This window comes from Campylobacter sp. BCW_4323 (assembly GCF_001763115.1).
Classification (GTDB): Bacteria; Campylobacterota; Campylobacteria; order Campylobacterales; family Campylobacteraceae; genus Campylobacter_D; species Campylobacter_D jejuni.
Genome location: NZ_MJYC01000064.1, coordinates 1 through 22,701 on the forward strand (window position 1 = coordinate 1; position 22,701 = coordinate 22,701).

A 22,701-nucleotide genomic window follows, 5' to 3' on the forward strand; every position below is an offset into this window, starting at 1 on the left:
ATTCAAAACCAACTTTCTTATAAACTAGGACAAGCTTTGATTTTAAATTCTAAAAGTGTATTCGGTTTTTTATCTTTACCTTTTATAATATTAAGCATTGTTATTTCACATAAACAAGAACAAAAGGCTTATAAATTTAAAGTAAAGAAAAATCCAAATTTAGCTTTACCACCTTTAGAAACTTATCCTGATTATAATGAAGCTTTAAAAGAAAAAGAATGTTTTACTTATAAATTAGGAGAAGAATTTATTAAGGCTAGTAAAAATTGGTATAGGGGTGGGTATATTAAATTTTGGTTAATTAACATACAAAATTTAAAAAGGAAAAATTAATGAAACTAAAACAATGGCTATTATCACTAGTAAAAAAACTACAGACTAAAAAGAAATATAAGCATATTTTAGAATTGCAATCTAGAATTACAGAACTAGAAAAAATAAATAATATTTTATTAAACAATATGACAACGGGGGGGGGGAGTATAACAGAAAAAATTAAAAAAATTACTCCTAGACCTTTTTTACACGGTATTAGTTTTCATTTAGCAGAACACTGTAATTTAAATTGTTTTAGTTGCGATAATTTCTCTCAGATAGCTAAAAAAGGCTATTATGAATTAAATCAATTTGAAAAAGATGTGCAAAAAATATTTCACATTACCGAAGGAATGGTAGAACAGTTTTATTTAGCAGGAGGGGAACCTTTGATGAATAAAGATTGTAAAGAATATTTTTATATTTTAAGGAAACATTTTAAAAATAACTCAATTTGGTTAATTACTAATGGAATTTTACTCCCAAAACAAGATAATTCTTTCTGGAAAGCTTTAGAAGAAAATAATATCATCCTAAGACCTACAAAATATCCCTTGAAAATTGACTGGGAAAATATTAAACAAAAATGCAAAGAATATAACATAACACTATCTTTTTTCAATGATGAAAACATAGAAAAAACCAGTTTTAAAACAGCTTTAAATTTAAAAGGCGATAGCGATCCATTCGATAATTTTACAATTTGTCACAGAGCTAATATAAGAATACAAATAAAGGATGGTATAGTATACCCATGTCCCATAGTAGCAAATATCAAATATTTTAATAGCTACTTTAAGCAAAATTTGCAAATTTCTAATAGAGATTATCTTGAACTTAAAAAAATTACAAGTTACGATGAAATATTAAACTTTATATCCAAACCTTTGCCATTCTGTAGATATTGTGCCATTTCAAAAATGGATTGTAGACCTTGGTGTCATAGTACAAAAAACATAACAGAATATGCAGTTAACTAAAGATTGTATTATGCAAAATTTCTTCTAAAACCACAGTGGCGTAAGAGCCTTTTTGCAAGAAAAACTCTATACAAAAATGAGCTTTTTCTTCATCATAACGCCATTTTAACTCTTCTAAATATCCCCACATAAAGCGTCTTGAACCTTGCATTTTGGATTTAAACTCCAAAGCATCTTTAAAAATTTCATTTTCTAAATTTAAAGCCAAACCTTCTCCTGTTTCATAAGCCTTAGCACCGATTAAAAGTCCCATAGCACTAATGTCTCTTGCCCTAAAACGCTCAAGCTCAACGCTTAAATTCTCACATAAAAAACACTTTCCAAAAGGATAATGCCCTAAAACCTCGCCTTTTAAAAGCTTAAAAAATTGTTCTTGTTTTTTAAGTTCTTTAGCTTCTTCTTTGGAGATTTTATAAATTTGGATCAATTCTTTTTCACTAAAATCATTTGAAAAATGTGATAACTCCACTCTTTTGCTCAAATAGCGATTAAAAAGCTCACTTTGAAAAGCTGAAATTAAAAACTCTTTCATTTTTACATTTTTCATCTTTTTGCCACGCAAAATTTCAAGCCCTTCTTTATAATTATCCCCAAATTTTCCAAAACGCTGATAGCCAAAATAATTTCCAAAACCTTGTTTATCCAAATTCATCAAAGCTTGTTCTAGTTTTAAAGCATCGCTTGGTAAAACTTTTTTTAAGCGTATGAAAAAAGAATTTCCTTTTAAATGCCCTATTCTTAGCTTGTTTTCATGGATAAAAGTTTCTAAAATTTTAAGTTTAGGATGAGAAAAATTTGACAAAAAACTCTCAAATTTTTTAGGCATAGAAAGGTATTGAAAGGTTGATCCTTGCTTGTCTTTAAGCCCTGCATAACCAAAATCTCTTATTTTAACCCCGCTTGCTTCACTTAAAATTTTTAAAGCTTCATTTGTGGTTAAATCTTTTTTATTGATATGCAAAATAAGATGTTCGCCCTTACCGCTAAATTCATACAAAGGCCTTTCACGCACTACAAAATCATCGCTATTTTTACTAAAATACGCATTAATAGGACTGTGTTTTAAACTATACAAAGGCTTAAAAATGGTGTTCCCTTCCGCTAAATTCATATTTTCCTTTCACTGCTTTTCCAAAGATATTTAATTTCACGCCGTGTTTTTTGGCTATTGTTTCTATATTTTGCCGTTCTTTTTCATCAAAAGCAAACAAAATTTCATATTCTTCTCCGCTATAAAGCGTATAATCATCAAGTTTTTTAAACCAAGAAATACCGCATTTATTTAAGGCTAAAAGTCTTGATAAATCCTTGCTTAAACCATCTGAAATATCCATAGCACAAGAAATTAAAGGTGCGACTTCATAAAAAAAACTAGCTCTTAATTTTGGCTTTATAAATACATGGTTTGGTTTTAAAGCACCCCCATTTTGTAAAATTTCAAGCCCTTTTAAACTTTGTCCTAATTTTCCTGTATAAGCAAGTAAATGTCCTTTTTTTAAACCTTTTCTAAAAACAGCTTTATTATTGATCTTTGAAATGATAGTAAGACTAATGTCTATTTTATCATTGCCTATAGTATCGCCGCCTATGATTTTTATATTAAATTTCCTAGCTGTTTTTAAAAAACCTTTTTGCAAGGCTTTGATCTCATTTTCGCTTAAATTTTTTGGTAAAGCAAGTCCTAAAAGTGCGTATTTTGGTACAGCATTCATCACAATGGCATCTGAGATATTGACAAGCATTGCTTTTGTAGCGATTTGCTCTAAGCTAAGCCACTCTCTTTTAAAATGCACATTTTCAAAAAACAAATCCTTGCTAAAACACCAATCATCAATAATAGCTCCATCATCGCCATTTTTTTCATTTAAAAAAACTTTGATAATAAAATCTTCTTTGTTCATAATGCGTGATTTTATAAAATTTCCTTTTAAATTCTAGTGAATTTTAGAAAAATTTTATATAATATACAAATATTTAAGGAAAAACCATGAAAAAATTAGAATTAAGAATTTTTAGATTTGATAAAACCAAGGATTATGAGGCTTATTATAAACCTTATATTTATGATAATTATGAAAATTTTGCAAGTTTTTATGATTTGCTTTTGCAAATTCAAGATGATGATATTTATTTTGATTTTGATAAAGATGAAGATACTTACATAGTTGTAAATAAGCAAATCATACCACTTTTTACACCTTTAGAAAAAATAGCAAAAGAATTTGATTTTAATCTTTGTATCGAGCCTTTAAGTACAAAAAGAGCTATTAAAGATCTTATCATTGATAAAAATGATTTTTTAGACAAATACAAATATCTTGAAAAATTTGGCGATGAAGAGGATAAAAAGCTTTATGCAAAATATGATTATTTATATTATGCAAGTGAAATTTTAGACTATCTTCCTGAATATATGGGCGATGGAGTGTTTTATTTGGCCTCAAAAATGATAGAAAAATATCCTGAAAAAAAGATAGAAATTTTAAAAACTCTAGCAGATAAAGAAAAGGGTATTTTTTATCACCTTGAAAGTAAAAATGAAATTTTAGAAACAACGATCAAAAACCTACAGAATGAAATTTTAAATTTAGGGCTTTTTGATAAAAATATTTTACACTTTGATTTACCTAAAACCAATGCTTTTGATAATGAGATTAAAGAACTTAAGGAAATTAAGCATAATTTTAAAGATTTCAATATAGCTTTTTATGGTTTTAATGCTTGTGATACTTTAAAATCCAAACTTGAGGCTAAATTTATTTCCTATGAAAACAGTATAAAAAATAATGGCTTTACTTTACTGAATTTAAATCCTACACTAAGCTATAAAATGGCTGCAGATATTGTTTTGGACGCTTATGATAGCGGAGCTGATTTTATGGTAGTAAAAGAAGAAAAGGATTTTTATCTTTTTGATACTTGCGCTAAAAAACTTATGCAAACAAGTGGAAGGGAATTTGAAGACTTTTATATTTTGAGCCGTTTTGAGTTTTTAGCTCTTATTCAAGGTATACAAGCTCCATCATTAAAAAATCACACTTTAAAGGTTAGTTTGATATGAAAATCTCTTTAGAATGCAAAGATCTCATCATAGAAAAAACTTTAGAACTTTTTTTAAAAGATCATTTGGTGATGAAAAAAGATTGTGATTTTATCATTAGCGATGAAAAAATTCATACCGCAAAACCCTTATTTATCATCTCTAAGAACTCTCCATTTTTAAGCGTGCCATTTAGCAAAGAAGCCTTGTTTGAGTCTTTAAATGAATTTGACAATGTTTTAAAAGCAGCAGCTTTACAACTTGCACTTGAACAAAAAAGACTGCTTGAAGAAAAAATTGACGCTATTGCCTTGGAATTTAAAAAAGATTATGAAAATAAAATCGATCTTGCCATAAAAGATCTTAAAAACAAACTCGTAAAAGCACTTAATGATGAATGATGAATTTATAAGCGTGAAAGACTTTTTTAATCACAATGAAAAAAGAAAAAAATTTCTTCAAAAACAAGAAATTAGTTCCCCTAAAGAAAAAATAAAAAAAATCAAAGAAACAAAGCTTTATACAAATATAGAAAGTGGTAAATACAAAGGGAAAAAACTACTTTTACCTAGTCTTACAACAACAAGAAGCACTAAAAGCATAGTAAAAAGTTGTGTTTTTAATGTAATAAGAGAAGATTTAAGAGATAAAATTTTCATTGAAGCCTTTGGTGGAAGTGCTTTAATGGCGACTGAAGCACTAAGTAATTATGCTTTAAAATCTTATGCTATAGAACTTGATGTAAAAGCTTATAAAATTGCTTTAGAAAATGCTAAAAACATAGATCTAAATTTAGAAGTAATCCATGCAAATACTTTTGAAATTTTACCCCGACTCATAGAAAATTCAAAAAATGAAATCATCTTATATCTTGACCCACCTTTTGATATCAGAGAAGGTTTTAGCGATATTTATGAAAAAATTTATCATTTTTTAGAAAATTTAGATTTAAAGACTTTAAATTTAATCATTTTTGAACACCACTCAACCATAAAAACTCCCGAAAAAATCCAAAATTTTCAAAAAGTCAAAGAAAAGAAATTTGGATCAACAAGTTTGAGTTTTTATAAAAAACCTATATCGTTATAATTTATATTTTTTATTATCAAATTCTCTTTTTAATCTAGGAATATCCTTAAATATAAACTTAATATATCCGCCTTTATACCAATTCTTATGAGCATTAATAAATTGACTTCCTACTTTAAAAGAAAAACTATTTTTATATTTTTTTAAAGTTTCATAATCTGTGGTATACTCTGGATTAATCTTATATTTTTTAGAAAAATAAGCTAGCGTTATCAATGACTTAAATAAATAAAAATAAGATTTTTTTGATGATTTAATTAATTTATTTCCTATAATATAAGATAGAGGTATTTTATAATTATTGCTTACTAGTCCGGTATGCTTATTAAAAACTTTAACATTTGAACTCATCGGTTTAAACCTTTTTTCTATTATAGAAAAGGATTTTATAAATAAATCAATCTCTTGTTTACTAAATTTGTTTTCTAATTTTTCTATATCCATTTTTAATTCATTTTTTATATTTGGAAAATAATACCCATTACCAACTCTTGTTTTGCCCCAAATATTAATTTGCAATAGATTGACAAATACATTTTTTATGTTTTTATAAATATTAAATTTAAAAAACATTTCATGATTATCAAGTTTATAATTAACAAATCTTCCTTTTAATTTATCCATATAACAATACAAGGAAGTATATTTTTCCATAGCTTCCCTACCACCAAAAACACATCCTGTTCCAGTTCCATCTCCAATATGGCTGTCACAAATTTCATAAAATTTCATCTCATAAAAATTTTTAATACAACTTTCATTTAGCAATATATCGACATCAACTCTTGTACTAATTACAAAATCATATTGAAAATTATATAGCCTTTCATATTCTTTCATAACTTCAAAACTTTGATAAATTCCGTAATAAAATTTTTCTACAGATGAACTTAAATTTAAATTTGATTGTTTTTCTAATTTAATATTTTTAAAATATTGTTTTATTTTTTTTACATCTGAACAATTTAAATTTTTTAAATATTCTGAATCAAGCTTTAAAAAAGTATGTCTAAAATTGTCAAATAAAAATATTTTATCTCCTATTTTTCCAATTTTTTTAGCAAAATTAGCGTCAAATTTTCTCTCAATCCAATTACCCCCACCTCCTAAACTAGGCCATAGCTGCTCCTCATCCCAAGAAAATAAAAAACAATCAGCATTTAGAGCTTGTGCAACATTTTTAATATTTGCCTTTATAGATAATTCCCAATCACCTCTTAAAATTCCAAAAAAACAAATTGCCACTCTAGGTTTTACATATTCAATAAAAGTATTTTTTTGAGCTAAGCATGATCTTATAAGATTGGTAAGAATATCGTAATAATATTTTGCGCCATCTGAATTTGTATAATACATTTTACACATCAAAAGATAAGTAAAATCTAGAGGTTTCATTGGGATTACTTTCTCTTGATTTTCTTCTTTCTTAATAAAATCTATTAAACGAGAAATAAAATATGCAAATACAATTTCGTTATTATGATGATGGATGACAGATGCATAAATAGGATAAATTTGATCTAATTCTATAGATCCATTATTTTCTAATAAATAATTTAAATAAAAATTGACCTTAGCACCAGAATCAATTTCTAAAAAATTTTGCAACAAATAGTCAGATTGTGGTTTATTTATAATATCTTTTAACAATGCTATAAATTTATCCAATGTAATAACATTATCAAACATTTCCCCTATCCAAGAAATAATATAAAACTGATATTTTTTTTGAATACAAATCTCTAAAAGTAAAATAAATTGCCCTGTTAAATAATAATATCTTAACTTGTCACTAAACAAATTATAATCTAAATTTATATTCCCATAAATTTGGTTTACTAAATCAAAATTCCAAGAACCAATCTCTTTTTGTAGGTAAATATGATCATTTATTTTTTTGGAAATTAACATTTTAAAATCCTTATGTTTTTATTAATATTCTCCAAAATATCTTTTTCTATTTCATTATTATAAATACCAGCATTTAAAATCACCAAGGAATCATCTTGATCTTTTAGGATTTTTGGTGATTTTACTATAAATTTTGTTCCATAAAGTCTTTTTTCTTGCTTGCTTGGATTGTTATCTAAAATATTTATAATTTTTTCAATATTTAAACCTTGAAAAATCAAATATTGCCCAAATAAATGTGCTCCAAAAAGATAAACTTTTTTAGTAGTATTTTCTAAAATTTCATTTAGATATAAAATTTTCTCTTGATAATATTTTTTCATATCCAAAAATAACTTTTTATTTTTCTCATATTCATTTTTCAAAACTATATTTTGAGTATTGACACTTTCATCTTTGCAAACATGATAAAAAATACTGTGTTCTTTAAAATACTGTTTTTGAATTATCTTAAACTTATGCTTTTGTAGTAAAAACTCTAGAATATTTTCATTTAAAAATATGGTATGTTCAAAATTAAGACAATTTGTAAATTTATTTTCAAGCCATTTTTCCATATTTGGTAATGAAAATATCATCTTACCCCCCCCCGCCATCAAAACAGAAGAAATTTCTTCTAAAAATTCATGAGGATTATAAATATGCTCAAAAGTATGACTATGGATAATAGCATCAAAGCTTCTATTATTAAAAATTTCTTTATGAAAAAATCCATCTATATAATCAACATTTTTATGTTTATTTTTCGAATTAGGCTCAACTATAGTCCATTTTATATCGGCTAAATTTAAGCAATTTTGTGAAAGCTTTCCGTGTCCTCCACCTATCTCTAAAACACTCTTAGGGTTACTTTTTATGATAAAATCTGCAAATTCTCTATGATGCTCTTCCCAAAGAGCTCCAACAACACCAGCATCATGTCCATTTGCATATAAAACCTCCAAAGGAATAAGATTTTTAAGCTGAATCACACCTTCTTTAGAAATAACCCATTCTTGCTTACAAATCAAATCATCTTTTAAATCACTTTCAACACAACCACAAAACAAAGGAAATTCATCTCTAGATAAAAGCTCTAATTCCGTGTTATTTATAGTACATTTTTGACGCTTAATAAATTTTATATCATTCATACAAAGCACCTTCAACACATTTTTTGCAAATAGAATGTTTATAATACTTACAATTTTTATGCAAATCTCTCAATTGATTAATCTTGGTATGATTCCAAAAATATTCTATAATGCCCTTGGTTTTTGCCTCTTCACTCTTTAAAAAATCATGTATATTACCCATTGGCATTTCATCACCATAAAACGTACAACAAGGAAGAACATTTCCTTCAGCCGTGATTACTAGATTTTTATATGGAAATGAACACTGGAATTCAGATTTTTTTTCAGTAGTTTTACTTTTTATTTCTTTTTTACTCCTAGGAGGCTTAACCATCTCTTGAACACCTATCATATCTGCTTTATCTTTCCAAAAAGACATAAAATTATCCAATTCATGTTCATTAATTTCAGTTCGAACAAAATTTACACGGACCAAAGGAGTTAAACTTTGCATTTCTTTTTTCAACTCAATCAAATTTAAAACATTATCAACAACTTTTTTATAATTACTTCCAGGTCTCATTTGTTCATAAAGTTCTTGCGAGTTTGCATCTAGGGATATTTGAATTCTATCAAGACCTGCTTCAATTAATTTCTTTGCTCTCTCTTTAGTTAATAAAGTTCCATTAGTAGAAAAATAAATATCCAACACTCCTTTATCCTTAGCATAACGAATAAAGTTTTCTAAATCGTCTCTTAATAAAGGCTCATTTAAATAGTTAAGTCTTATAGACTGTAAACCATTTACTACACCTTCATCGATAATTTTACAAAATAAATCATAAGAAATTTGAAAATGTTTTTTTTCATTATTTGACTCCACAGATAAAGGACACATTGGACACCTAAGATTACAAGTGGCATTTAACTCAAAATCAATTTGAATAGGAAAATTTGGAACCAACTCTAATTTAGAAGCTTTATCATACATTTCCCTATATGAAACCCATTTTTTTTCATCTTTAATCTTAGCAAGATTATTCATATTTTCACTACCATAAACACCTGTAAATGATGTCTTATTTCTTTTTAACTCACTCATTTTTTCTCCTTAGTTTTTATTTTTAGTATCCAGATAAGCACGAAGCTCAACAATTCTTCCATCTTTCCATTCTATAATATCCACACCTTCAATTCTAATACCATCAAGTATTAAGATAAATTCTATAAAAGTTGTATCTTTATCTTGAAAAATATTTTTCGCACTAAAGTTTAACTCTTTACAACTTTTAAAAATATTTTGTATTGCTAATAAACATTTATCCTTACCCTCTATTCTTTTTACAACTGGATCCTCTAGTATAAAATTATCATTTAGCAAGATTGCTATTTCTTTTAAATTTTTATCATTAAAGGCAGTAATATATTTTTTTGTTAGTTCCCTAAGCATCTTTTATCCTTTCATACTCATCAGGCGTTCCGCAAAATACAATTTCATCTAATGAAATTTTATGATATTTTATAAGTAAGCCTTTTTTTATAAGATAATTATACATAGGAGCTATATATAATTCTCCTTTGGTAAAATCATTTTCAGCTTTCATTCTATTAAAAATTTCTTTAAAATCTTTTGTTTTTTTAAAATAATAAAGCCCACTGCTACAAAGATTTGAAATTCTTTCTTTTTCTGCGGTTTTAATTACATTTTCATTTTCATCAGCTAAAACAAAACTCCATTGTTCTCCATCTGCCTCAAATACCTCTAAACAACCATCAATTTTACAAAAATCCAAAGTAGCAGGTAAAGAGAAGTTTGGTCTAAAAGTATCAATATTAAAAATCAAAATACTTTCATCATCTTTAATATTTGCTCTTTCCAATCCAAGTCTTACCGTATGAGCTTGACCTAAAGTTTCTTGTTCTAATCTTACACTTTTGTAAGATTTTATTCCCAATTTTTCACATTCTTCTTTTATAAAATTGCTAGTATTCTCAATATCTCTATATATAAAAAGAAAATTAAAATCTTTAAAATATTTCTTAAAACCATTTACAGCGTGAAAGAATACGCTATTTCCTTTTAAATCAAGCATATATTTAGGTTTATCATAGCCTGCCTTTGCAAAACGACTACTTAGTCCTGCCATAGGAAAGATTATAATCATTTGCTCTCCTTAAAAAATTTATCATAAAGTATAAAAGCATTTGCTAAAAATGCCATTTGCTTTTCTTTAAAATCATTATGCAAAGGCAACATAGATAAAAACAAATGCAAAGTCAAAGTTTTAATATTATCATCTATATTAAATATATTTAAAAATTCTTTTTGAATATCCAAAATATTTTTATCTTCTTCTATAAAAAACTCTATATTATCGCTATTAACTTTACACTCAAAAAATCCTGCAATAATAAAATCATAAAGCCCAAAAACAGAATGAACCAATTTTGCAAAATCATATTTTTTATCTCCATAAGGAGTAATTTTTCCATTAAAATCAAACCCTCTTGGATCAAAGGTTTTTATAGCACCAGCTCTAAAATCATACATAATATTTGAAAAACAAAAATCTCCATGTACTAATGAAAATTCATTTATATCGTTCATATAAAAATCTAGCTTATCTACTAAAGTCAAAATACTTGGATAAGATTTTGAATTGATAACAATATTTTTTTGCAAATTAATTCCGCTTTGTTTACTAAATTCTTGCAATCTTTTTAAAGTTTTTTCCTTACAATTAAAATTTATATCTTTATTATTGCTTTTAAAAGAATGCAACTTATCTAAAAATTCTTTTAAAGATTTAAATATTCTTTTCCAAACATAACTAGGTAATTTTCCAAAAACATATAATTCTGCTAAAGTATTATTGCAAAGATATTCTATTTCATAACTATCCTCATAAGTTATAACTTTAGGAGTATAGATAAATAGTTCTTTAGGCAAATTATCAAACCAATTAATCTCTGCTTTTATTTTTTTTTGCCAAGAAGAAGACTTTTTTATATAGCCATTTAAAATATCTATATTGTTAAAATTTCTTTGCGTGCTTACAGCTTTTTTGGAGTGAAAATAACTTGTTATAAGACCAAAATCAAGCCAAGTATCATTTTTTATAATATCAAAAGCATAAGCTTTAGAATAAGATTTCATGCCGTCCACGAAAGAATAACTACTTTCAACCATACATTTTATCAAAAACTGAGGATGAGAAAAACTATAAGCTCCTGCTAAAATCAAATCATCTTCTAATGTTTTTGATAATACATTAAATTCATTATCTAAATAAGCCCAATCGTAATTTTCCTTAACTTTTGCAACCTGTAAAGAGTTTTCTTTGAAGACAAGTTCTTTGAAAAAAGTATCCCCGTGTAAAATATAAAGTTTTTCATCAAAAGTACAACAAACATTTAAACAATAAACCACAGATTCACCTAAAGATAAATTATTTGGCACAAATAAAATTTCAATATTAAATTCTTTTAACTTTTTCTCATCAAATTTGCTTAACTTAAAATCATTGGGTAGGGATAAAAAAATTTTTTGATTAAAATTTTTAAAAAGCTCTATTTGATATTCATACAATCTTTTGTTACCAAGTGGTAAGAAAGATGGAGGGATTTTCCCAAATTCTAAAGTAAAATCAGAAGATGAATATTTTGCAGAAGTTATGAGTATCATTTATTGCCACCATCTTTATGAGGGTTTTCTTTTTTTAAAAGCTTTTTAATTTGCTCATAATTTAAACTTATAAATTCAGACGGACGAATGGCTTTATCATCCACATAAAATCCATCATACCCACACCAAGGTTTACCTATGATTATCTCATCATACGGTACATCATGTTTTTGAAGCCAAGTGATAATTGTAGGCAAAGTATGAATTTTAATTTTTTCAAGATCACCATTAAATGTACGCATGTTACGACTTGTGAAAATATCGATTTTAAAACCTTGTTTTTTATACTCTTTTAAAGTTTGAATTAAATCAAGATTTGGTTTCTTATCAATATAATCAGCATTCTCTTCATCAATTGTTAAAGTTCCATCTAAATCAATAAGTAATGTTTTCATAATTTTACACTTGTTTTTTATAATTTTATATTTATTTTTTTATACAAACATATTAACATAATTTAGTATAATAAATGGAAAAATTTAAGAGAATTTTATAAAAAAGGAAAATTATGCACTGTCCATTATGTCAAAACAAAAACAATCAAAAAGAACTTTTTAAGACTTTAAATGCTTTTACTTCAACTGTAAAATTTGATACTAAACAACTTATTAATAATCTTGATGATAGTGATAGCGGGGGGGGGGATATTGTAAAGGTGATAATATTATCACTCTAGTACAATGTAAAAGTTGTGGCTATGTATTTAATTCTACATTCGACTTAAATAAAATCTCACAAGAATATCAAAACAAAACCTACCTTTCTAGAAAAATAGTATCAAAAGCTATGAATAATACGATAAAATTAATCAAAGAAAATTGTTTAAAATATATCAACAAAAACAGTACTTGTTTAGAAATCGCTCCAGGAAGCGGAGACATGGTAAATGCTCTCATACATGATGTAAAATTTATGTACACCATTGATCCATCTTTAGTTTCTTTAGAAATGGAAAATATAAATAATCTTAAACATATACAAGGGTTTTTTAATTTTAATACATTAAAAACAACATTAAAAGATAAAATTGATTTAATAATTTTTAGACATTTATTGGAACATATTAACACTCCATTTGATTTCTTAAGTGATGTTGCAAAACTACTGAAAAATGATGGATTAGTGTATATAGAAATTCCAAATTTTTCAAAATCAGTTCAATACTCTAGATTTTATGATATTTATAATGATCATTGTGGATACTACTCAAAAAACACAATTATTAATGTGATGTTAAAACTTAATTTTACTTTACTAGAAGATATAATTTTACATAATGGCGATATATTAGGCTTAATTTTTAAAAAAGAGTTATCTAAACCACAAAATACCCTATATCCAATAGAATTATTTAATAATATTGCCGAGAAATTTAGTTTAAACATTCAAAAATTAAATAATTTATTAAATAACTATAATTCTATAGGAATCTATGGAGCTGGCTCTCAAGGTTGCTCTTTGCCTTGCTATATCAATCAAGCAAATTGTATTAAAATTAAAAAATGCTTCGATCTTGACGTAAGAAAACAAGGAATGTATTTGCAAAATTCTTCAATTATCATTCAAGAACCAAATATAGAAAATTTTAAAGACCTTGAAGTCATTATTATAGCAGCGCCTTTATATGAAGAAGAAATTATAAGATCTTTAAGAGAAAAAGGATATAAAGGAGATATTATTACCACAGAAAAAAATATTTTACTTCAAAAATAATTTTTATAACCAAAACAAAACTTTTTTCTTTGGTTTAAATTTTTGGAACACTTCTTGCTTGATCTATCATCAACAATAGATTAAAGGAAGAATCCATGAGAGTTTTAACGATATTTTTACTCTTTATGACAAGCATTTTTGCAGTACAAATCAAGGATGTAGCAAACACTGTAGGTGTAAGAGATAACCAACTTATAGGTTATGGACTTGTTGTAGGGCTTAATGGAAGCGGCGATGGAACAAGCTCTAAATTTACACTACAATCCATCTCAAACCTTTTGCAAGGTATGAATATCAAAGTAGATCCTAACGATATCAAATCAAAAAATACCGCAGCTGTTATGGTTACAGCCAAACTTCCAGCCTTTGCAAAAAGCGGAGATAAACTTGATATTACCGTTTCATCTATGGGTGATGCAAAATCTTTACAAGGCGGAACACTTTTACTGACTGCACTTCGTGGGATTGATGGTGAAATTTATGCCATAGCACAAGGCTCTATCTCAACAGGAGGTTTAACACCTAGACCAGGAGGAGCAGGTTCTCACTCAACTACTGCAACTGTAATGGGTGGAGCTAATGTAGAAAGAGAAATTCCACAAAATTTTAGCCAAAATAATGATCTAACCTTAAGTTTAAAAGTAGCGGACTTTAAAACCGCAAACGATATAGAAAGAGTTTTAAATACTGTCTTTGGCGAAGAAGTGGCTAAAGCCATCGACTCTCGCACAGTAAAACTCAAAAAACCTGAAGATCTTTCAAATGTTGATTTTATGGCAAGAGTTTTAGAACAAGATATAGCTTATAAACCACAAAGCAAAGTTATCATCGATGAAAGAACAGGAACAGTGATTGCTGGAGTTGATGTAGAGGTAGAACCTGTTTTAATCACCCATAAAGATATCACCATAAAAATAGATCCAAACAATAACGCAGTAGCTAATCAAAATGAAATCGATATGAAAGATGGTGGTTTTGTAGATCCAAGTTCAAATACCTTAAGAATCAACAATGCAAAAAGCACAGTTGCAAATATAGCTAGAATGCTTAACAAACTTGGAGCAACCCCAAATGACATTATCGCTATTATGGAAAATTTAAAGCGCGCAGGTGCAATTAATGCGGATTTGGAGATCATCTAATGAAAATCGATAATTTTTTAAATACTTATAGTATGAATAGCGCTTTACTTGATCGTGCCGCTAAAGCAAGAAGTTTAGAATCAAGCATCAAAATAAATGATAATAATATAGTTACAAAGAGCAAAGAAGATGAAGCCTTAAAAGAACAAACAGATGCTTTTGAAGCATTTTTTTTAAAGCAAGTTTTAGACGTATCTTTAAAAAGTCAAAATTCACTCTTTGGAAAAGATGCCAGCGATGAAATATACTCTTCCATGTATAACGATACCATGAGTAAAGCTTTAAGTGGAGGTATGGGTTTTTCAAAATTATTATACGATTTTTTAAAAGGAAGGGGTTAAGTTTTTTAAATTTGGGTCGATATGGTTTGTAGAGGATTATAACTAAGATCAAGGAGGCAGAAATGATCAATCCTATACAACAAAGTTATGTGGCAAATACCACATTAAATACAAATAGAATAGATAAAGAAACTAAAACAAACGATACTCAAAAAACGGAAAATGATAAAGCGAGTAAAATCGCAGAGCAGATTAAAAACGGTACTTATAAAATCGATACAAAAGCTACGGCTTCTGCGATTGCTGACTCTTTAATCTAAAACTTTCATTCTCCTTTTTTTGAGAGAGAAAAGGAGAAAATATGCTTAAACAAAGACTTGATGAAGTAAATGCTATCTTAGCAAAACTTATTGCTTTAACCGAAGAAGATATAGAAAATATCAAAGTGGCTAAACATGAGAGTGTAACGCCAAGTGTAGAAGAAAAAAACAAACTTATCGCCGAATTTATTACAGCTAAAAAACAACTTGATGTTGCCTTGGTTGAGCTAAATAATAGCTCTACAAAAGGGCTTAGTGAACTCTTAGATGATGAAGATAAACAAAAACTAGATCTACTTAAAAAAAATCTTCAAAACCTTCATAGTAAAAACAAAGAGTATGCTAAATTTGTTCTTATTGTCAAAGATTTTCTTGATAGCTTAGTAAATAAAATGTTTGATATCAATGATGGAACAAATAATGCTTATGGAGATAAAAAGACAAATCCAGAGTCAATTTTCAAGATCAATGTATAAGGATTTATAATGGGTATTTTTGGAACATTATACACAGGTGTTACAGGCTTAAAGGCAAGCGAAGTTCAAATCGCAACAACTGGAAATAATATCTCAAATGCTAATGCAACTTTTTATACACGCCAAAGAGTAGTGCAAACTACAAATGGGTATATTACCACAGGTGGAGTTCAAGTAGGCACAGGAACTGCTATAGAAAGTATAGTGCGTTTGCATGATGAGTATTCTTACTATAAATTAAAAGGTGCATCAAACCAACTAGAATACACTAAATATATGGCTTCAACCTTACAAGAAATCGCTCAGCGTTTTCCAGACTTACAAAATACTGGAATTTTGAAAGATTTAGAAAATTATAACAAAGCTTGGAATAATTTTGCATCTAACCCCAATGAAAATGCCACAAAAATAGCCCTTGTAAAAGCTTCTCAAACCTTAACAGAAAGCGTTAATAACACTTTTGCAACCTTGGATAAAATCCAAAAAAAAGTAAATGATGATATTAAAAATACGGTTGATGAGATTAATAGAATCGGTGAAGAAATTGCCACTATAAATAAACAAATTTATGGACAAGAAGCCTTACCAACAGAACACGCAAATGAGCTTAGGGATAGAAGAGATGAACTTGAACTTACCCTTTCAAAGCTAGTTAGTGCAGTTGCAAGCAAAAATGAAATCAATCAAGACAATCGCCTTGATACAACCATCACTGATCCAGGACATCAATACAATCTAAGTATAGAAGGTTTTAGTATAGTAGATGGGATAAATTTTCATCCTTTAAAGCTTGATTATGATGATAAAAATAAATCTTATAGTATTTATTATGAAACTCCTGATGAAAAAGTTCGCGATCTTACTGCAAAGATTAACGGTGGACAGCTTGGTGCTCAACTTGACTTACGCGGTAGAAACTATAGCAAAAGCGAAGGAAAATATAAAGATGGAATTATCCAAGGTTATATGGATTCTTTAGATACTTTTGCTAAGACCATGATCAATGAAACTAACAATCTTTATGCGAGTTCTGCGAAAAGTTCTGTTACTTCTGATTATCTATCTGGACTTAAGGGAGATATTCCTTTAGTTAATTACGACAGAACCATACAACCAGGAAGTTTTGATATAGTCATTTATGATGATAAAGGCGATAAAAAACTCACCAAAACCATCACTATAGATGTAAATACAACCATGAATGATATCATGCGTCAAATCAATGCTAATACAGATGATAATAACGATAACAATGCAAATAATGATGTTGATGATCATATCAATGCAAGTTTTAGCTACGATGCAAAAACTGGAGATGGTTTATTCCAAATCAATGCAAAATCAGGCTTTAAGGTAGCCATTGAAGATAAGGGCACAAATTTCGCAGGTGCGTTTAGCATAGGTGGTTTTTTCAGCGGAACTGATGCAAGTGACATGAAAGTAAAAGATTCTATCTTAAATGATCCAAGCACAGTAAGAGCAAGCTCAAATGGGGTTGATAGTGGCAATGACATGGCAAATAAAATCATCCAACTTCAATATGAAAAAGTTAATTTTTATAATGAAGATGGTACTATCGATAATCTTACTATGGAAGAATATTACCGCAAACTTACAGGTAAAATAGCCTCAGATGGTGAAAATAACAATGTTGTAAATTCAAGCAATGAAACTCTTTATAATTCTGTTTATAGCGAGTACCAATCTAAAAGTGGTGTAAATACAAATGAAGAATTAGCCGCTCTTATACAATACCAATCAAGTTACGGTGCTGCAGCAAAAATCGTCTCAACTGTAGATCAAATGCTTGATACCTTACTAGGACTTAAATCTTAAGCTCTAGTAATATCAAGTGAAAAATTTTATCCATCTTAAAGCCAAGCTTGATTTTTTAGCCAATCAAAAAAACACCAATCATTCCCTTTTTGAAACTCCAGATCCTTTGCAAATTGCTAAAATTCACAATGATGAATTTACTGCCTTAATTTGTGCTTTATTTGCCTATGGAAATGCTAAAAATATAGTAAATTTTCTAAAAAAACTTGATTTTTCTTTATTAAACCTTCAAGAAAAACAAATAAAAAAAGAACTTAAAAATTTAAAATACCGCTTCCAAAATGAGAAAGATATACAAGAAATTTTTATCACTCTTTCAAGACTTAAAAATGAAATTTCACTCTACGAACTTTTTTATCAAGCCTATCAAAAAAGAGAAAATACCACAGATGCCATCTTAGCTTTTATGCAAAAAATCAAAACCATAAATTCATATTCAAGTTATGGGTATGATTTTTTCTTTGGAAAAATTTGGCAAAACACCCCTACTTCACCTCTTAAACGCTATAATATGTATCTAAGATGGATGGTTAGAAAAGATGAACTTGATCTTGGACTTTTTACCAAAATTCACACCAAAGATCTTTTAATTCCACTTGATACACATACACATAAAATTTCCTTGACTTTAGGACTTCTAAAGCGTAAAATATATGATTATAAAAGTGTTTTAGAACTCACGCAAAATTTAAAAAAATTAGATGCAAATGATCCCATAAAATATGACTTTGCACTCTATCGTTTAGGGCAAAGTAAGGAAATTGACAAATTTAAGGAGTGAAAAATGGGCTTTGAGCACTTAGATACAATTTATTATTTCACACTTTTTTTTGTAGCTCTTTTTGCTGGTTTTATAGATTCTATTGTAGGTGGAGGAGGGCTTATTACTCTACCAGCACTCATAGCCTGTGGAATTCCTGCGCATTTATCCTTAGCAACAAACAAACTCCAAAGCGTCTTTGGTTCTTTTACGGCCACTTTAACTTATTTTAAATCCACCACTCTACCTCATCTTGCTTGGGGTGTTTTTTTTACAGCCTTAGGAGCAGCTATAGGAAGTTATAGTGTTCTTTTTGTAAAAGACGAGCAATTAAAGCTTATTATCTTAATCTTTTTAACTCTTACTTTCTTATATACAGCCTTACGTCCTAACTTAGGTAAACACGAAAGTGAACCTAAAATAAAAAATATCAAAATTTTTCATTTAATTTGTGGCTTAACTTTAGGATTTTATGATGGATTTTTAGGGCCTGGAACGGGTTCATTTTGGATTTTTGCTTGTGTGATGCTACTAGGTTTTAATATGAGAAAAGCAAGCATTAATACTAAAATTTTAAATTTCACTAGTAATATCATTGCTCTTGTTATATTTTTATGGCAATACGAACTTTTATGGGCTGTAGGCTTGCTTATGGGCGTAGGACAAGTTTTAGGAGCTTATTTAGGCTCAAAACTTGTATTAAAAACTAATGGAAAGTTTATAAAAACTTTATTTTTAATCGTTGTAGGAGCTACTATCATTAAAGTAGCTTGGGATTATTTTAGTTAAAATTGACCCCTGAGCTAAGCTCCCACATAGGTAAGAATATACCTAAAGCCAAAAACAAAACTAAAAGCGCCACAAATAAAGTCATCATAGGCTCTAAAAAAATCAAAAATCTATCCATTAAATTTTCGCTTTTTTGTTGATAATATTTGGCAATTTCTTCACTTAATACTTCAAGTCTTCCACTTTTCATCGCAACACTAAGCATAGAAAATACCAAAGAATCAAAAATATCAATCTTTTTAAAAACCTGACTTAACTCAAGACCAGAATCTATAAAACTAAAAAGTTTTTTATACTGAAAAATTAAAAATTTATTTTCAAGCCCTATAATAGCTAAATCAAAAGCTTTAGATATTGAAATTCCATTTTTTAAAAGTAAAGAAAAAACCATAAAAAAATAATAATTTTGATTATAAATAATCAAACGAGAAATCAAAGGTATTTTTAAAAATAAAAAATCGCAAGAAAAAGCAAAAGAATGAAAATTTTTATAAGCTAAAATAAGCATAACAATAAAAATAACAAACAAAAATATGCAAAAAATTCCATAGCCATCTAAAAAATTATAAATTTCTAACATTACATGCGTGATAAAAGGCAAACTCGTGCCTAAATTTTCAAATAAATCTTTAAAATTAGGCACTACAAAAAGCATTAAAAACAAAAATGCTCCGATAATACTTAAAAAAACCAAAGAAGGATATCTAAAAGCCTTTTTTAATTGTTTTTGAGTCTCTAAGCTTTTTTCTCGAAGTTTAGAAATTTGACTAAACACTTCGCTGATTTTTCCTGTCTTTTCAGCCGTTTTAATCAAGGCTAACTCCGCACGATTTAATCCAAAATTAGCATTTTCAAAAGCTTGATTTAGATTTTGAGCTAAAATTAAATTGTCTAATATTTTTTTCATAATCTTGCAAGAATGCATAAGATATAATTCTCTAATCGCTTCTTGAACACTTAATCCAACTTCACACAACAAAGCCAGCTCTTTAAAAAAGAGTATAAAATTTTCATCTTTTAATCTCTGAAAATTAGATTTTTGAATTTCTTTTATATTAATGATTTTCCAATTCTTTGATAAGGCTTTTGCTTGTGCTGTATTTAAATTTTCAGCTTTTATAGTTTTTGTATAATTTTGATTGTTTTTAAGAAATTCTACTTCATAAAATTTCATCTTACAACCCTTAAAAGCTCATCTATACTTGTAAGACCTTCTTTGGCTTTTTTTAAACCTTGTTCAAACATAGTTTGAAAACCATATTTTTTTGCAAGCTCCATTAAAATCGTTTTATCTTGATTTTCCCTAATTGCACAAGCTAAATCTTCATTGATCTCTAAGCACTCAGCGATTAATTCTCTGCCAAAAAATCCACTATGATGACAACGCTCACATCCTTTTGGTTCAAAAAATTCACCTTCAAATTCAATATAATGTTTTTTGCTTTTTTGCTTACACCAAGGACAAAGTTTTCTAACCAAACGCTGTGCTATAACAAGACTCAAAGCCGATGCTATCAAGTAACTTTTTGCTTGCATATCCAAAAGCCTATCAATGGTACTAAGAGCATCATTAGTATGCAAGGTGCTTAAAAGCAAATGACCTGTTAAAGAAGCTTTAAGTGCAATATCTAAACTTTCTTCATCGCGAATTTCTCCTATCATGATAATATCAGGATCTTGCCTTAAAATTGCTCTTAAAATACTATTAAACTCGACTCCAACTTTTGAATTAAGCAAAATTTGCTGCACTAAAGGAATTTTATATTCTATAGGATCTTCTGCTGAAATAATCTTTTTTTCAATACTTTTCAACTCATTTAAACACGCGTATAAAGTTGTACTTTTACCACTGCCAGTAGGGCCGGTTAATAAAATCATTCCATTGGGACGATGTAAAATCTTTTTTAAAATTTCTAAATTTTTATCTCCAAGATTTAGTTTATACAAATCCAAAATTTCTTTATCATGTTTTAAAATTCTTATAACAACACTTTCGCCATAAATCAAAGGCAAACATGAAACACGAAAATCATATCTTTCATTTTCAAAATCTAATTCAAAACTTCCATCTTGTGTTTTTCTTGATTCAGCTAAATTCAAACAAGCTAAAAATTTGACATGAAAAACCAAAGCTTCATAAACATCCTTCTCAAAAATAGCAAATTCACGCAAAATTCCATCAACCCTAAACCTAATCAAAGCATCATCATTCCTTGCTTCTATATGAATATCACTCGCATGAAAAGATAAAATTTCATGTAATAAAAAATCAAAAATTTGACTGATGCAACTTTGATCATCTCTTTTTTGATTTTCTTGCCATTCAAGTCTAAGCTTAATGCTTAATCTTTTAATCTCCTCTTGAATACGAATTTGATTTAAAATTTTAGCTATCTTTAATTCATCGGCAATTGCAGTGACGATTTTTTCACAAATCATAAAAGTCTTAACTTGCTCTAAAAGCTCTAAAGAACAAGGTTTAGATCTAATAATCATAAAGCCGTCATTGTTTTTAATAAGCAGAAATTTAAATTTTAAAAGTAAAGAAAAAGGTATACCTTCATAAATAAAATCATTATCTTCATCTAAATCAACAAAATGTAAATTACAAAAATTTGCTAATTTTTTAAAAAAATCCCAAGAAGTGATATTAAATTTAGTGCAAATTTCATCAAGACTTATTTCATTATCAATATAAGCTTGAAAAATTTTATCCATTCTACTTTCCATCTAATTCCATTAAACCATAATAATTTATATAAGCATCTAAAGCACTTTGAGCTTCTTTTTCTTCACCTAAAGCTCTTTTAGCCTGAGCAAAAATCAGCCAAGAATCTTGTTTTTGCTTGTCAAGTTCATTGGCTTTTAAAGCCCAAAATATTGTCTTTTGATAAGCTTTAATATCAAAATACTTCTTAGCTAAATTTAATGCCTTTTCATAGCTTGGATTTTGATAAAAAGATTTTTTTAAATCAGAAATATTTAAAATTTTAGAATCAATTTCTATCTTACTAATGTGTGTATTTTCCCGCACCGCTTTAACTTCTTCTAGTTCTTTATATAACTTTTCCCTAGAAATCTTATTTTTTTCTTGTAAAATTTGCGCTTGAAGAATCTTTTGCTCTAAATGCTTTTTATGTTCAATAGCTTGCAAATAAATATTTTTTTGCTTATTATATTTTTGCATTAGCACAAAAAAACAAAATGCTATCACTAAGATTAAAACAATTAAAAATAAATATTTTAAATATTTTTTAAGTAAAAAATATTTATACCTAAGCTCAAGTTCTTTAATTCTTTCTTGCATAC

General features: G+C 27.8%; 25 protein-coding genes and 1 pseudogene. 14 read left to right on the forward strand and 12 right to left on the reverse strand.

Going from position 1 to position 22,701, the window contains the following annotated elements; genetic code table 11:
* Positions 1–333, forward strand: a pseudogene (locus AJN60_RS05865) (glycosyltransferase family 2 protein); the annotation flags it as partial.
* Entirely contained in the window at positions 333–1,295 is a 963-nt protein-coding gene (locus tag AJN60_RS05870; protein WP_070286072.1) for a radical SAM protein, read from the forward strand. The pseudogene AJN60_RS05865 and the gene AJN60_RS05870, both read left to right, overlap by 1 nt.
* Here the strand turns inward: AJN60_RS05870 and truD are convergent.
* Complete coding sequence (gene truD / locus AJN60_RS05875; RefSeq protein ID WP_070286073.1) at positions 1,288–2,406, reverse strand: tRNA pseudouridine(13) synthase TruD; 1,119 nt, start codon at positions 2,404–2,406, stop codon at positions 1,288–1,290. The two genes, AJN60_RS05870 and truD, sit on opposite strands and share 8 nt — an antisense overlap.
* Positions 2,375–3,196, reverse strand: coding sequence for a thiamine-phosphate kinase (locus tag AJN60_RS05880; RefSeq protein ID WP_070286074.1), 822 nt, complete (start codon positions 3,194–3,196; stop codon positions 2,375–2,377). The genes truD and AJN60_RS05880 overlap by 32 nt, the downstream gene beginning before the upstream one ends.
* Before the next feature lie 86 nt (positions 3,197–3,282).
* Here AJN60_RS05880 and AJN60_RS05885 point away from each other — a divergent pair, with 86 nt between their 5' ends.
* From AJN60_RS05885 to rsmD, 3 genes are read left to right on the forward strand one after another with little or no spacing between them, the layout of a single operon-like run.
* Positions 3,283–4,356, forward strand: coding sequence for a DUF5644 domain-containing protein (locus AJN60_RS05885; protein ID WP_070286075.1), 1,074 nt, complete (start codon positions 3,283–3,285; stop codon positions 4,354–4,356).
* Positions 4,353–4,736, forward strand: a complete 384-nt coding sequence (locus tag AJN60_RS05890; protein WP_070286076.1) for an ornithine carbamoyltransferase — start codon at positions 4,353–4,355, stop codon at positions 4,734–4,736. The genes AJN60_RS05885 and AJN60_RS05890 overlap by 4 nt, the downstream gene beginning before the upstream one ends.
* Complete coding sequence (gene rsmD / locus AJN60_RS05895) at positions 4,729–5,424, forward strand: 16S rRNA (guanine(966)-N(2))-methyltransferase RsmD (protein ID WP_070286077.1); 696 nt, start codon at positions 4,729–4,731, stop codon at positions 5,422–5,424. The genes AJN60_RS05890 and rsmD overlap by 8 nt, the downstream gene beginning before the upstream one ends.
* Here rsmD and AJN60_RS05900 read toward each other — a convergent pair.
* From AJN60_RS05900 to AJN60_RS05930, 7 genes are read right to left on the reverse strand one after another with little or no spacing between them, the layout of a single operon-like run.
* On the reverse strand, positions 5,419–7,335 hold the full coding sequence (locus tag AJN60_RS05900) for a capsular biosynthesis protein (protein WP_070286078.1): 1,917 nt from the start codon (positions 7,333–7,335) through the stop codon (positions 5,419–5,421). The genes rsmD and AJN60_RS05900 overlap by 6 nt on opposite strands.
* Positions 7,329–8,468 (reverse strand): class I SAM-dependent methyltransferase, encoded by a 1,140-nt coding sequence (locus AJN60_RS05905; protein ID WP_070286079.1) that lies wholly within the window; start codon positions 8,466–8,468, stop codon positions 7,329–7,331. The genes AJN60_RS05900 and AJN60_RS05905 overlap by 7 nt, the downstream gene beginning before the upstream one ends.
* Entirely contained in the window at positions 8,461–9,492 is a 1,032-nt protein-coding gene (locus AJN60_RS05910; protein WP_070286080.1) for a radical SAM/SPASM domain-containing protein, read from the reverse strand. The genes AJN60_RS05905 and AJN60_RS05910 overlap by 8 nt, the downstream gene beginning before the upstream one ends.
* 9 nt (positions 9,493–9,501) lie before the next feature.
* Positions 9,502–9,840, reverse strand: coding sequence for a nuclear transport factor 2 family protein (locus tag AJN60_RS05915; protein WP_070286081.1), 339 nt, complete (start codon positions 9,838–9,840; stop codon positions 9,502–9,504).
* Positions 9,833–10,555, reverse strand: coding sequence for a glycosyltransferase family 2 protein (locus AJN60_RS05920; protein WP_070286082.1), 723 nt, complete (start codon positions 10,553–10,555; stop codon positions 9,833–9,835). Before AJN60_RS05920 ends, AJN60_RS05915 begins: the two co-directional genes overlap by 8 nt.
* The gene (locus tag AJN60_RS05925) at positions 10,552–12,075 is read right to left on the reverse strand and encodes a capsular biosynthesis protein (RefSeq protein WP_070286083.1); all 1,524 of its coding nucleotides are present in this window, start codon (positions 12,073–12,075) and stop codon (positions 10,552–10,554) included. The genes AJN60_RS05920 and AJN60_RS05925 overlap by 4 nt, the downstream gene beginning before the upstream one ends.
* Positions 12,072–12,470, reverse strand: coding sequence for an HAD-IIIC family phosphatase (locus tag AJN60_RS05930; protein ID WP_070286084.1), 399 nt, complete (start codon positions 12,468–12,470; stop codon positions 12,072–12,074). The genes AJN60_RS05925 and AJN60_RS05930 overlap by 4 nt, the downstream gene beginning before the upstream one ends.
* 113 nt (positions 12,471–12,583) lie before the next feature.
* Between AJN60_RS05930 and AJN60_RS09385 the strand changes: the two genes are divergently transcribed.
* From AJN60_RS09385 to AJN60_RS05970, 9 genes are all read left to right on the forward strand, one after another.
* Entirely contained in the window at positions 12,584–12,751 is a 168-nt protein-coding gene (locus AJN60_RS09385) for a sugar transferase (protein WP_079861555.1), read from the forward strand.
* 110 nt (positions 12,752–12,861) lie between these two features.
* Positions 12,862–13,788, forward strand: a complete 927-nt coding sequence (locus AJN60_RS05935; RefSeq protein WP_070286085.1) for a class I SAM-dependent methyltransferase — start codon at positions 12,862–12,864, stop codon at positions 13,786–13,788.
* Positions 13,789–13,883: 95 nt separating this feature from the next.
* Positions 13,884–14,930, forward strand: a complete 1,047-nt coding sequence (locus AJN60_RS05940; protein WP_070252594.1) for a flagellar basal body P-ring protein FlgI — start codon at positions 13,884–13,886, stop codon at positions 14,928–14,930.
* Complete coding sequence (locus tag AJN60_RS05945; RefSeq protein WP_070286086.1) at positions 14,930–15,271, forward strand: hypothetical protein; 342 nt, start codon at positions 14,930–14,932, stop codon at positions 15,269–15,271. The genes AJN60_RS05940 and AJN60_RS05945 overlap by 1 nt, the downstream gene beginning before the upstream one ends.
* 62 nt (positions 15,272–15,333) lie before the next feature.
* Entirely contained in the window at positions 15,334–15,531 is a 198-nt protein-coding gene (gene flgM, locus AJN60_RS05950; protein ID WP_002855791.1) for a flagellar biosynthesis anti-sigma factor FlgM, read from the forward strand.
* A 41-nt stretch (positions 15,532–15,572) separates the two neighbouring features.
* Entirely contained in the window at positions 15,573–16,007 is a 435-nt protein-coding gene (locus AJN60_RS05955; RefSeq protein WP_002856482.1) for a flagellar protein FlgN, read from the forward strand.
* A 9-nt stretch (positions 16,008–16,016) separates the two neighbouring features.
* Positions 16,017–17,843, forward strand: a complete 1,827-nt coding sequence (flgK, locus tag AJN60_RS05960) for a flagellar hook-associated protein FlgK (RefSeq protein WP_070286087.1) — start codon at positions 16,017–16,019, stop codon at positions 17,841–17,843.
* Between the two features lie 16 nt (positions 17,844–17,859).
* Positions 17,860–18,624, forward strand: a complete 765-nt coding sequence (locus AJN60_RS05965) for a TIGR02757 family protein (protein ID WP_002921261.1) — start codon at positions 17,860–17,862, stop codon at positions 18,622–18,624.
* A gap of 3 nt (positions 18,625–18,627) precedes the next feature.
* Entirely contained in the window at positions 18,628–19,392 is a 765-nt protein-coding gene (locus AJN60_RS05970; protein WP_070286088.1) for a TSUP family transporter, read from the forward strand.
* Here AJN60_RS05970 and AJN60_RS05975 read toward each other — a convergent pair.
* The 3 genes from AJN60_RS05975 to AJN60_RS05985 are packed head-to-tail and all read right to left on the reverse strand — an operon-like array spanning position 19,385 to position 22,699.
* Positions 19,385–20,566 carry a type II secretion system F family protein gene (locus AJN60_RS05975; RefSeq protein ID WP_070286089.1) on the reverse strand — a complete coding sequence of 394 codons (1,182 nt, stop codon included), beginning with the start codon at positions 20,564–20,566 and terminating at the stop codon, positions 19,385–19,387. The genes AJN60_RS05970 and AJN60_RS05975 overlap by 8 nt on opposite strands.
* Positions 20,563–22,122 carry a GspE/PulE family protein gene (locus tag AJN60_RS05980; protein ID WP_002862127.1) on the reverse strand — a complete coding sequence of 520 codons (1,560 nt, stop codon included), beginning with the start codon at positions 22,120–22,122 and terminating at the stop codon, positions 20,563–20,565. The genes AJN60_RS05975 and AJN60_RS05980 overlap by 4 nt, the downstream gene beginning before the upstream one ends.
* Positions 22,112–22,699 carry a hypothetical protein gene (locus AJN60_RS05985; protein WP_002921278.1) on the reverse strand — a complete coding sequence of 196 codons (588 nt, stop codon included), beginning with the start codon at positions 22,697–22,699 and terminating at the stop codon, positions 22,112–22,114. The genes AJN60_RS05980 and AJN60_RS05985 overlap by 11 nt, the downstream gene beginning before the upstream one ends.
* Between the last annotated feature and the right edge of the window lie 2 nt (positions 22,700–22,701).

What these genes read in the sequence shown, in the direction of transcription:
- AJN60_RS05870 (WP_070286072.1), top strand. Translation starts at nt 333, where the DNA reads ATGAAACTAAAACAATGGCTATTATCACTAGTAAAAAAACTACAGACT.
- truD (WP_070286073.1), bottom strand. Translation starts at nt 2,406, where the DNA reads ATGAATTTAGCGGAAGGGAACACCATTTTTAAGCCTTTGTATAGTTTA.
- AJN60_RS05880 (WP_070286074.1), bottom strand. Translation starts at nt 3,196, where the DNA reads ATGAACAAAGAAGATTTTATTATCAAAGTTTTTTTAAATGAAAAAAAT.
- AJN60_RS05885 (WP_070286075.1), top strand. Translation starts at nt 3,283, where the DNA reads ATGAAAAAATTAGAATTAAGAATTTTTAGATTTGATAAAACCAAGGAT.
- AJN60_RS05890 (WP_070286076.1), top strand. Translation starts at nt 4,353, where the DNA reads ATGAAAATCTCTTTAGAATGCAAAGATCTCATCATAGAAAAAACTTTA.
- rsmD (WP_070286077.1), top strand. Translation starts at nt 4,729, where the DNA reads ATGAATGATGAATTTATAAGCGTGAAAGACTTTTTTAATCACAATGAA.
- AJN60_RS05900 (WP_070286078.1), bottom strand. Translation starts at nt 7,335, where the DNA reads ATGTTAATTTCCAAAAAAATAAATGATCATATTTACCTACAAAAAGAG.
- AJN60_RS05905 (WP_070286079.1), bottom strand. Translation starts at nt 8,468, where the DNA reads ATGAATGATATAAAATTTATTAAGCGTCAAAAATGTACTATAAATAAC.
- AJN60_RS05910 (WP_070286080.1), bottom strand. Translation starts at nt 9,492, where the DNA reads ATGAGTGAGTTAAAAAGAAATAAGACATCATTTACAGGTGTTTATGGT.
- AJN60_RS05915 (WP_070286081.1), bottom strand. Translation starts at nt 9,840, where the DNA reads ATGCTTAGGGAACTAACAAAAAAATATATTACTGCCTTTAATGATAAA.
- AJN60_RS05920 (WP_070286082.1), bottom strand. Translation starts at nt 10,555, where the DNA reads ATGATTATAATCTTTCCTATGGCAGGACTAAGTAGTCGTTTTGCAAAG.
- AJN60_RS05925 (WP_070286083.1), bottom strand. Translation starts at nt 12,075, where the DNA reads ATGATACTCATAACTTCTGCAAAATATTCATCTTCTGATTTTACTTTA.
- AJN60_RS05930 (WP_070286084.1), bottom strand. Translation starts at nt 12,470, where the DNA reads ATGAAAACATTACTTATTGATTTAGATGGAACTTTAACAATTGATGAA.
- AJN60_RS09385 (WP_079861555.1), top strand. Translation starts at nt 12,584, where the DNA reads ATGCACTGTCCATTATGTCAAAACAAAAACAATCAAAAAGAACTTTTT.
- AJN60_RS05935 (WP_070286085.1), top strand. Translation starts at nt 12,862, where the DNA reads ATGAATAATACGATAAAATTAATCAAAGAAAATTGTTTAAAATATATC.
- AJN60_RS05940 (WP_070252594.1), top strand. Translation starts at nt 13,884, where the DNA reads ATGAGAGTTTTAACGATATTTTTACTCTTTATGACAAGCATTTTTGCA.
- AJN60_RS05945 (WP_070286086.1), top strand. Translation starts at nt 14,930, where the DNA reads ATGAAAATCGATAATTTTTTAAATACTTATAGTATGAATAGCGCTTTA.
- flgM (WP_002855791.1), top strand. Translation starts at nt 15,334, where the DNA reads ATGATCAATCCTATACAACAAAGTTATGTGGCAAATACCACATTAAAT.
- AJN60_RS05955 (WP_002856482.1), top strand. Translation starts at nt 15,573, where the DNA reads ATGCTTAAACAAAGACTTGATGAAGTAAATGCTATCTTAGCAAAACTT.
- flgK (WP_070286087.1), top strand. Translation starts at nt 16,017, where the DNA reads ATGGGTATTTTTGGAACATTATACACAGGTGTTACAGGCTTAAAGGCA.
- AJN60_RS05970 (WP_070286088.1), top strand. Translation starts at nt 18,628, where the DNA reads ATGGGCTTTGAGCACTTAGATACAATTTATTATTTCACACTTTTTTTT.
- AJN60_RS05975 (WP_070286089.1), bottom strand. Translation starts at nt 20,566, where the DNA reads ATGAAATTTTATGAAGTAGAATTTCTTAAAAACAATCAAAATTATACA.
- AJN60_RS05980 (WP_002862127.1), bottom strand. Translation starts at nt 22,122, where the DNA reads ATGGAAAGTAGAATGGATAAAATTTTTCAAGCTTATATTGATAATGAA.
- AJN60_RS05985 (WP_002921278.1), bottom strand. Translation starts at nt 22,699, where the DNA reads ATGCAAGAAAGAATTAAAGAACTTGAGCTTAGGTATAAATATTTTTTA.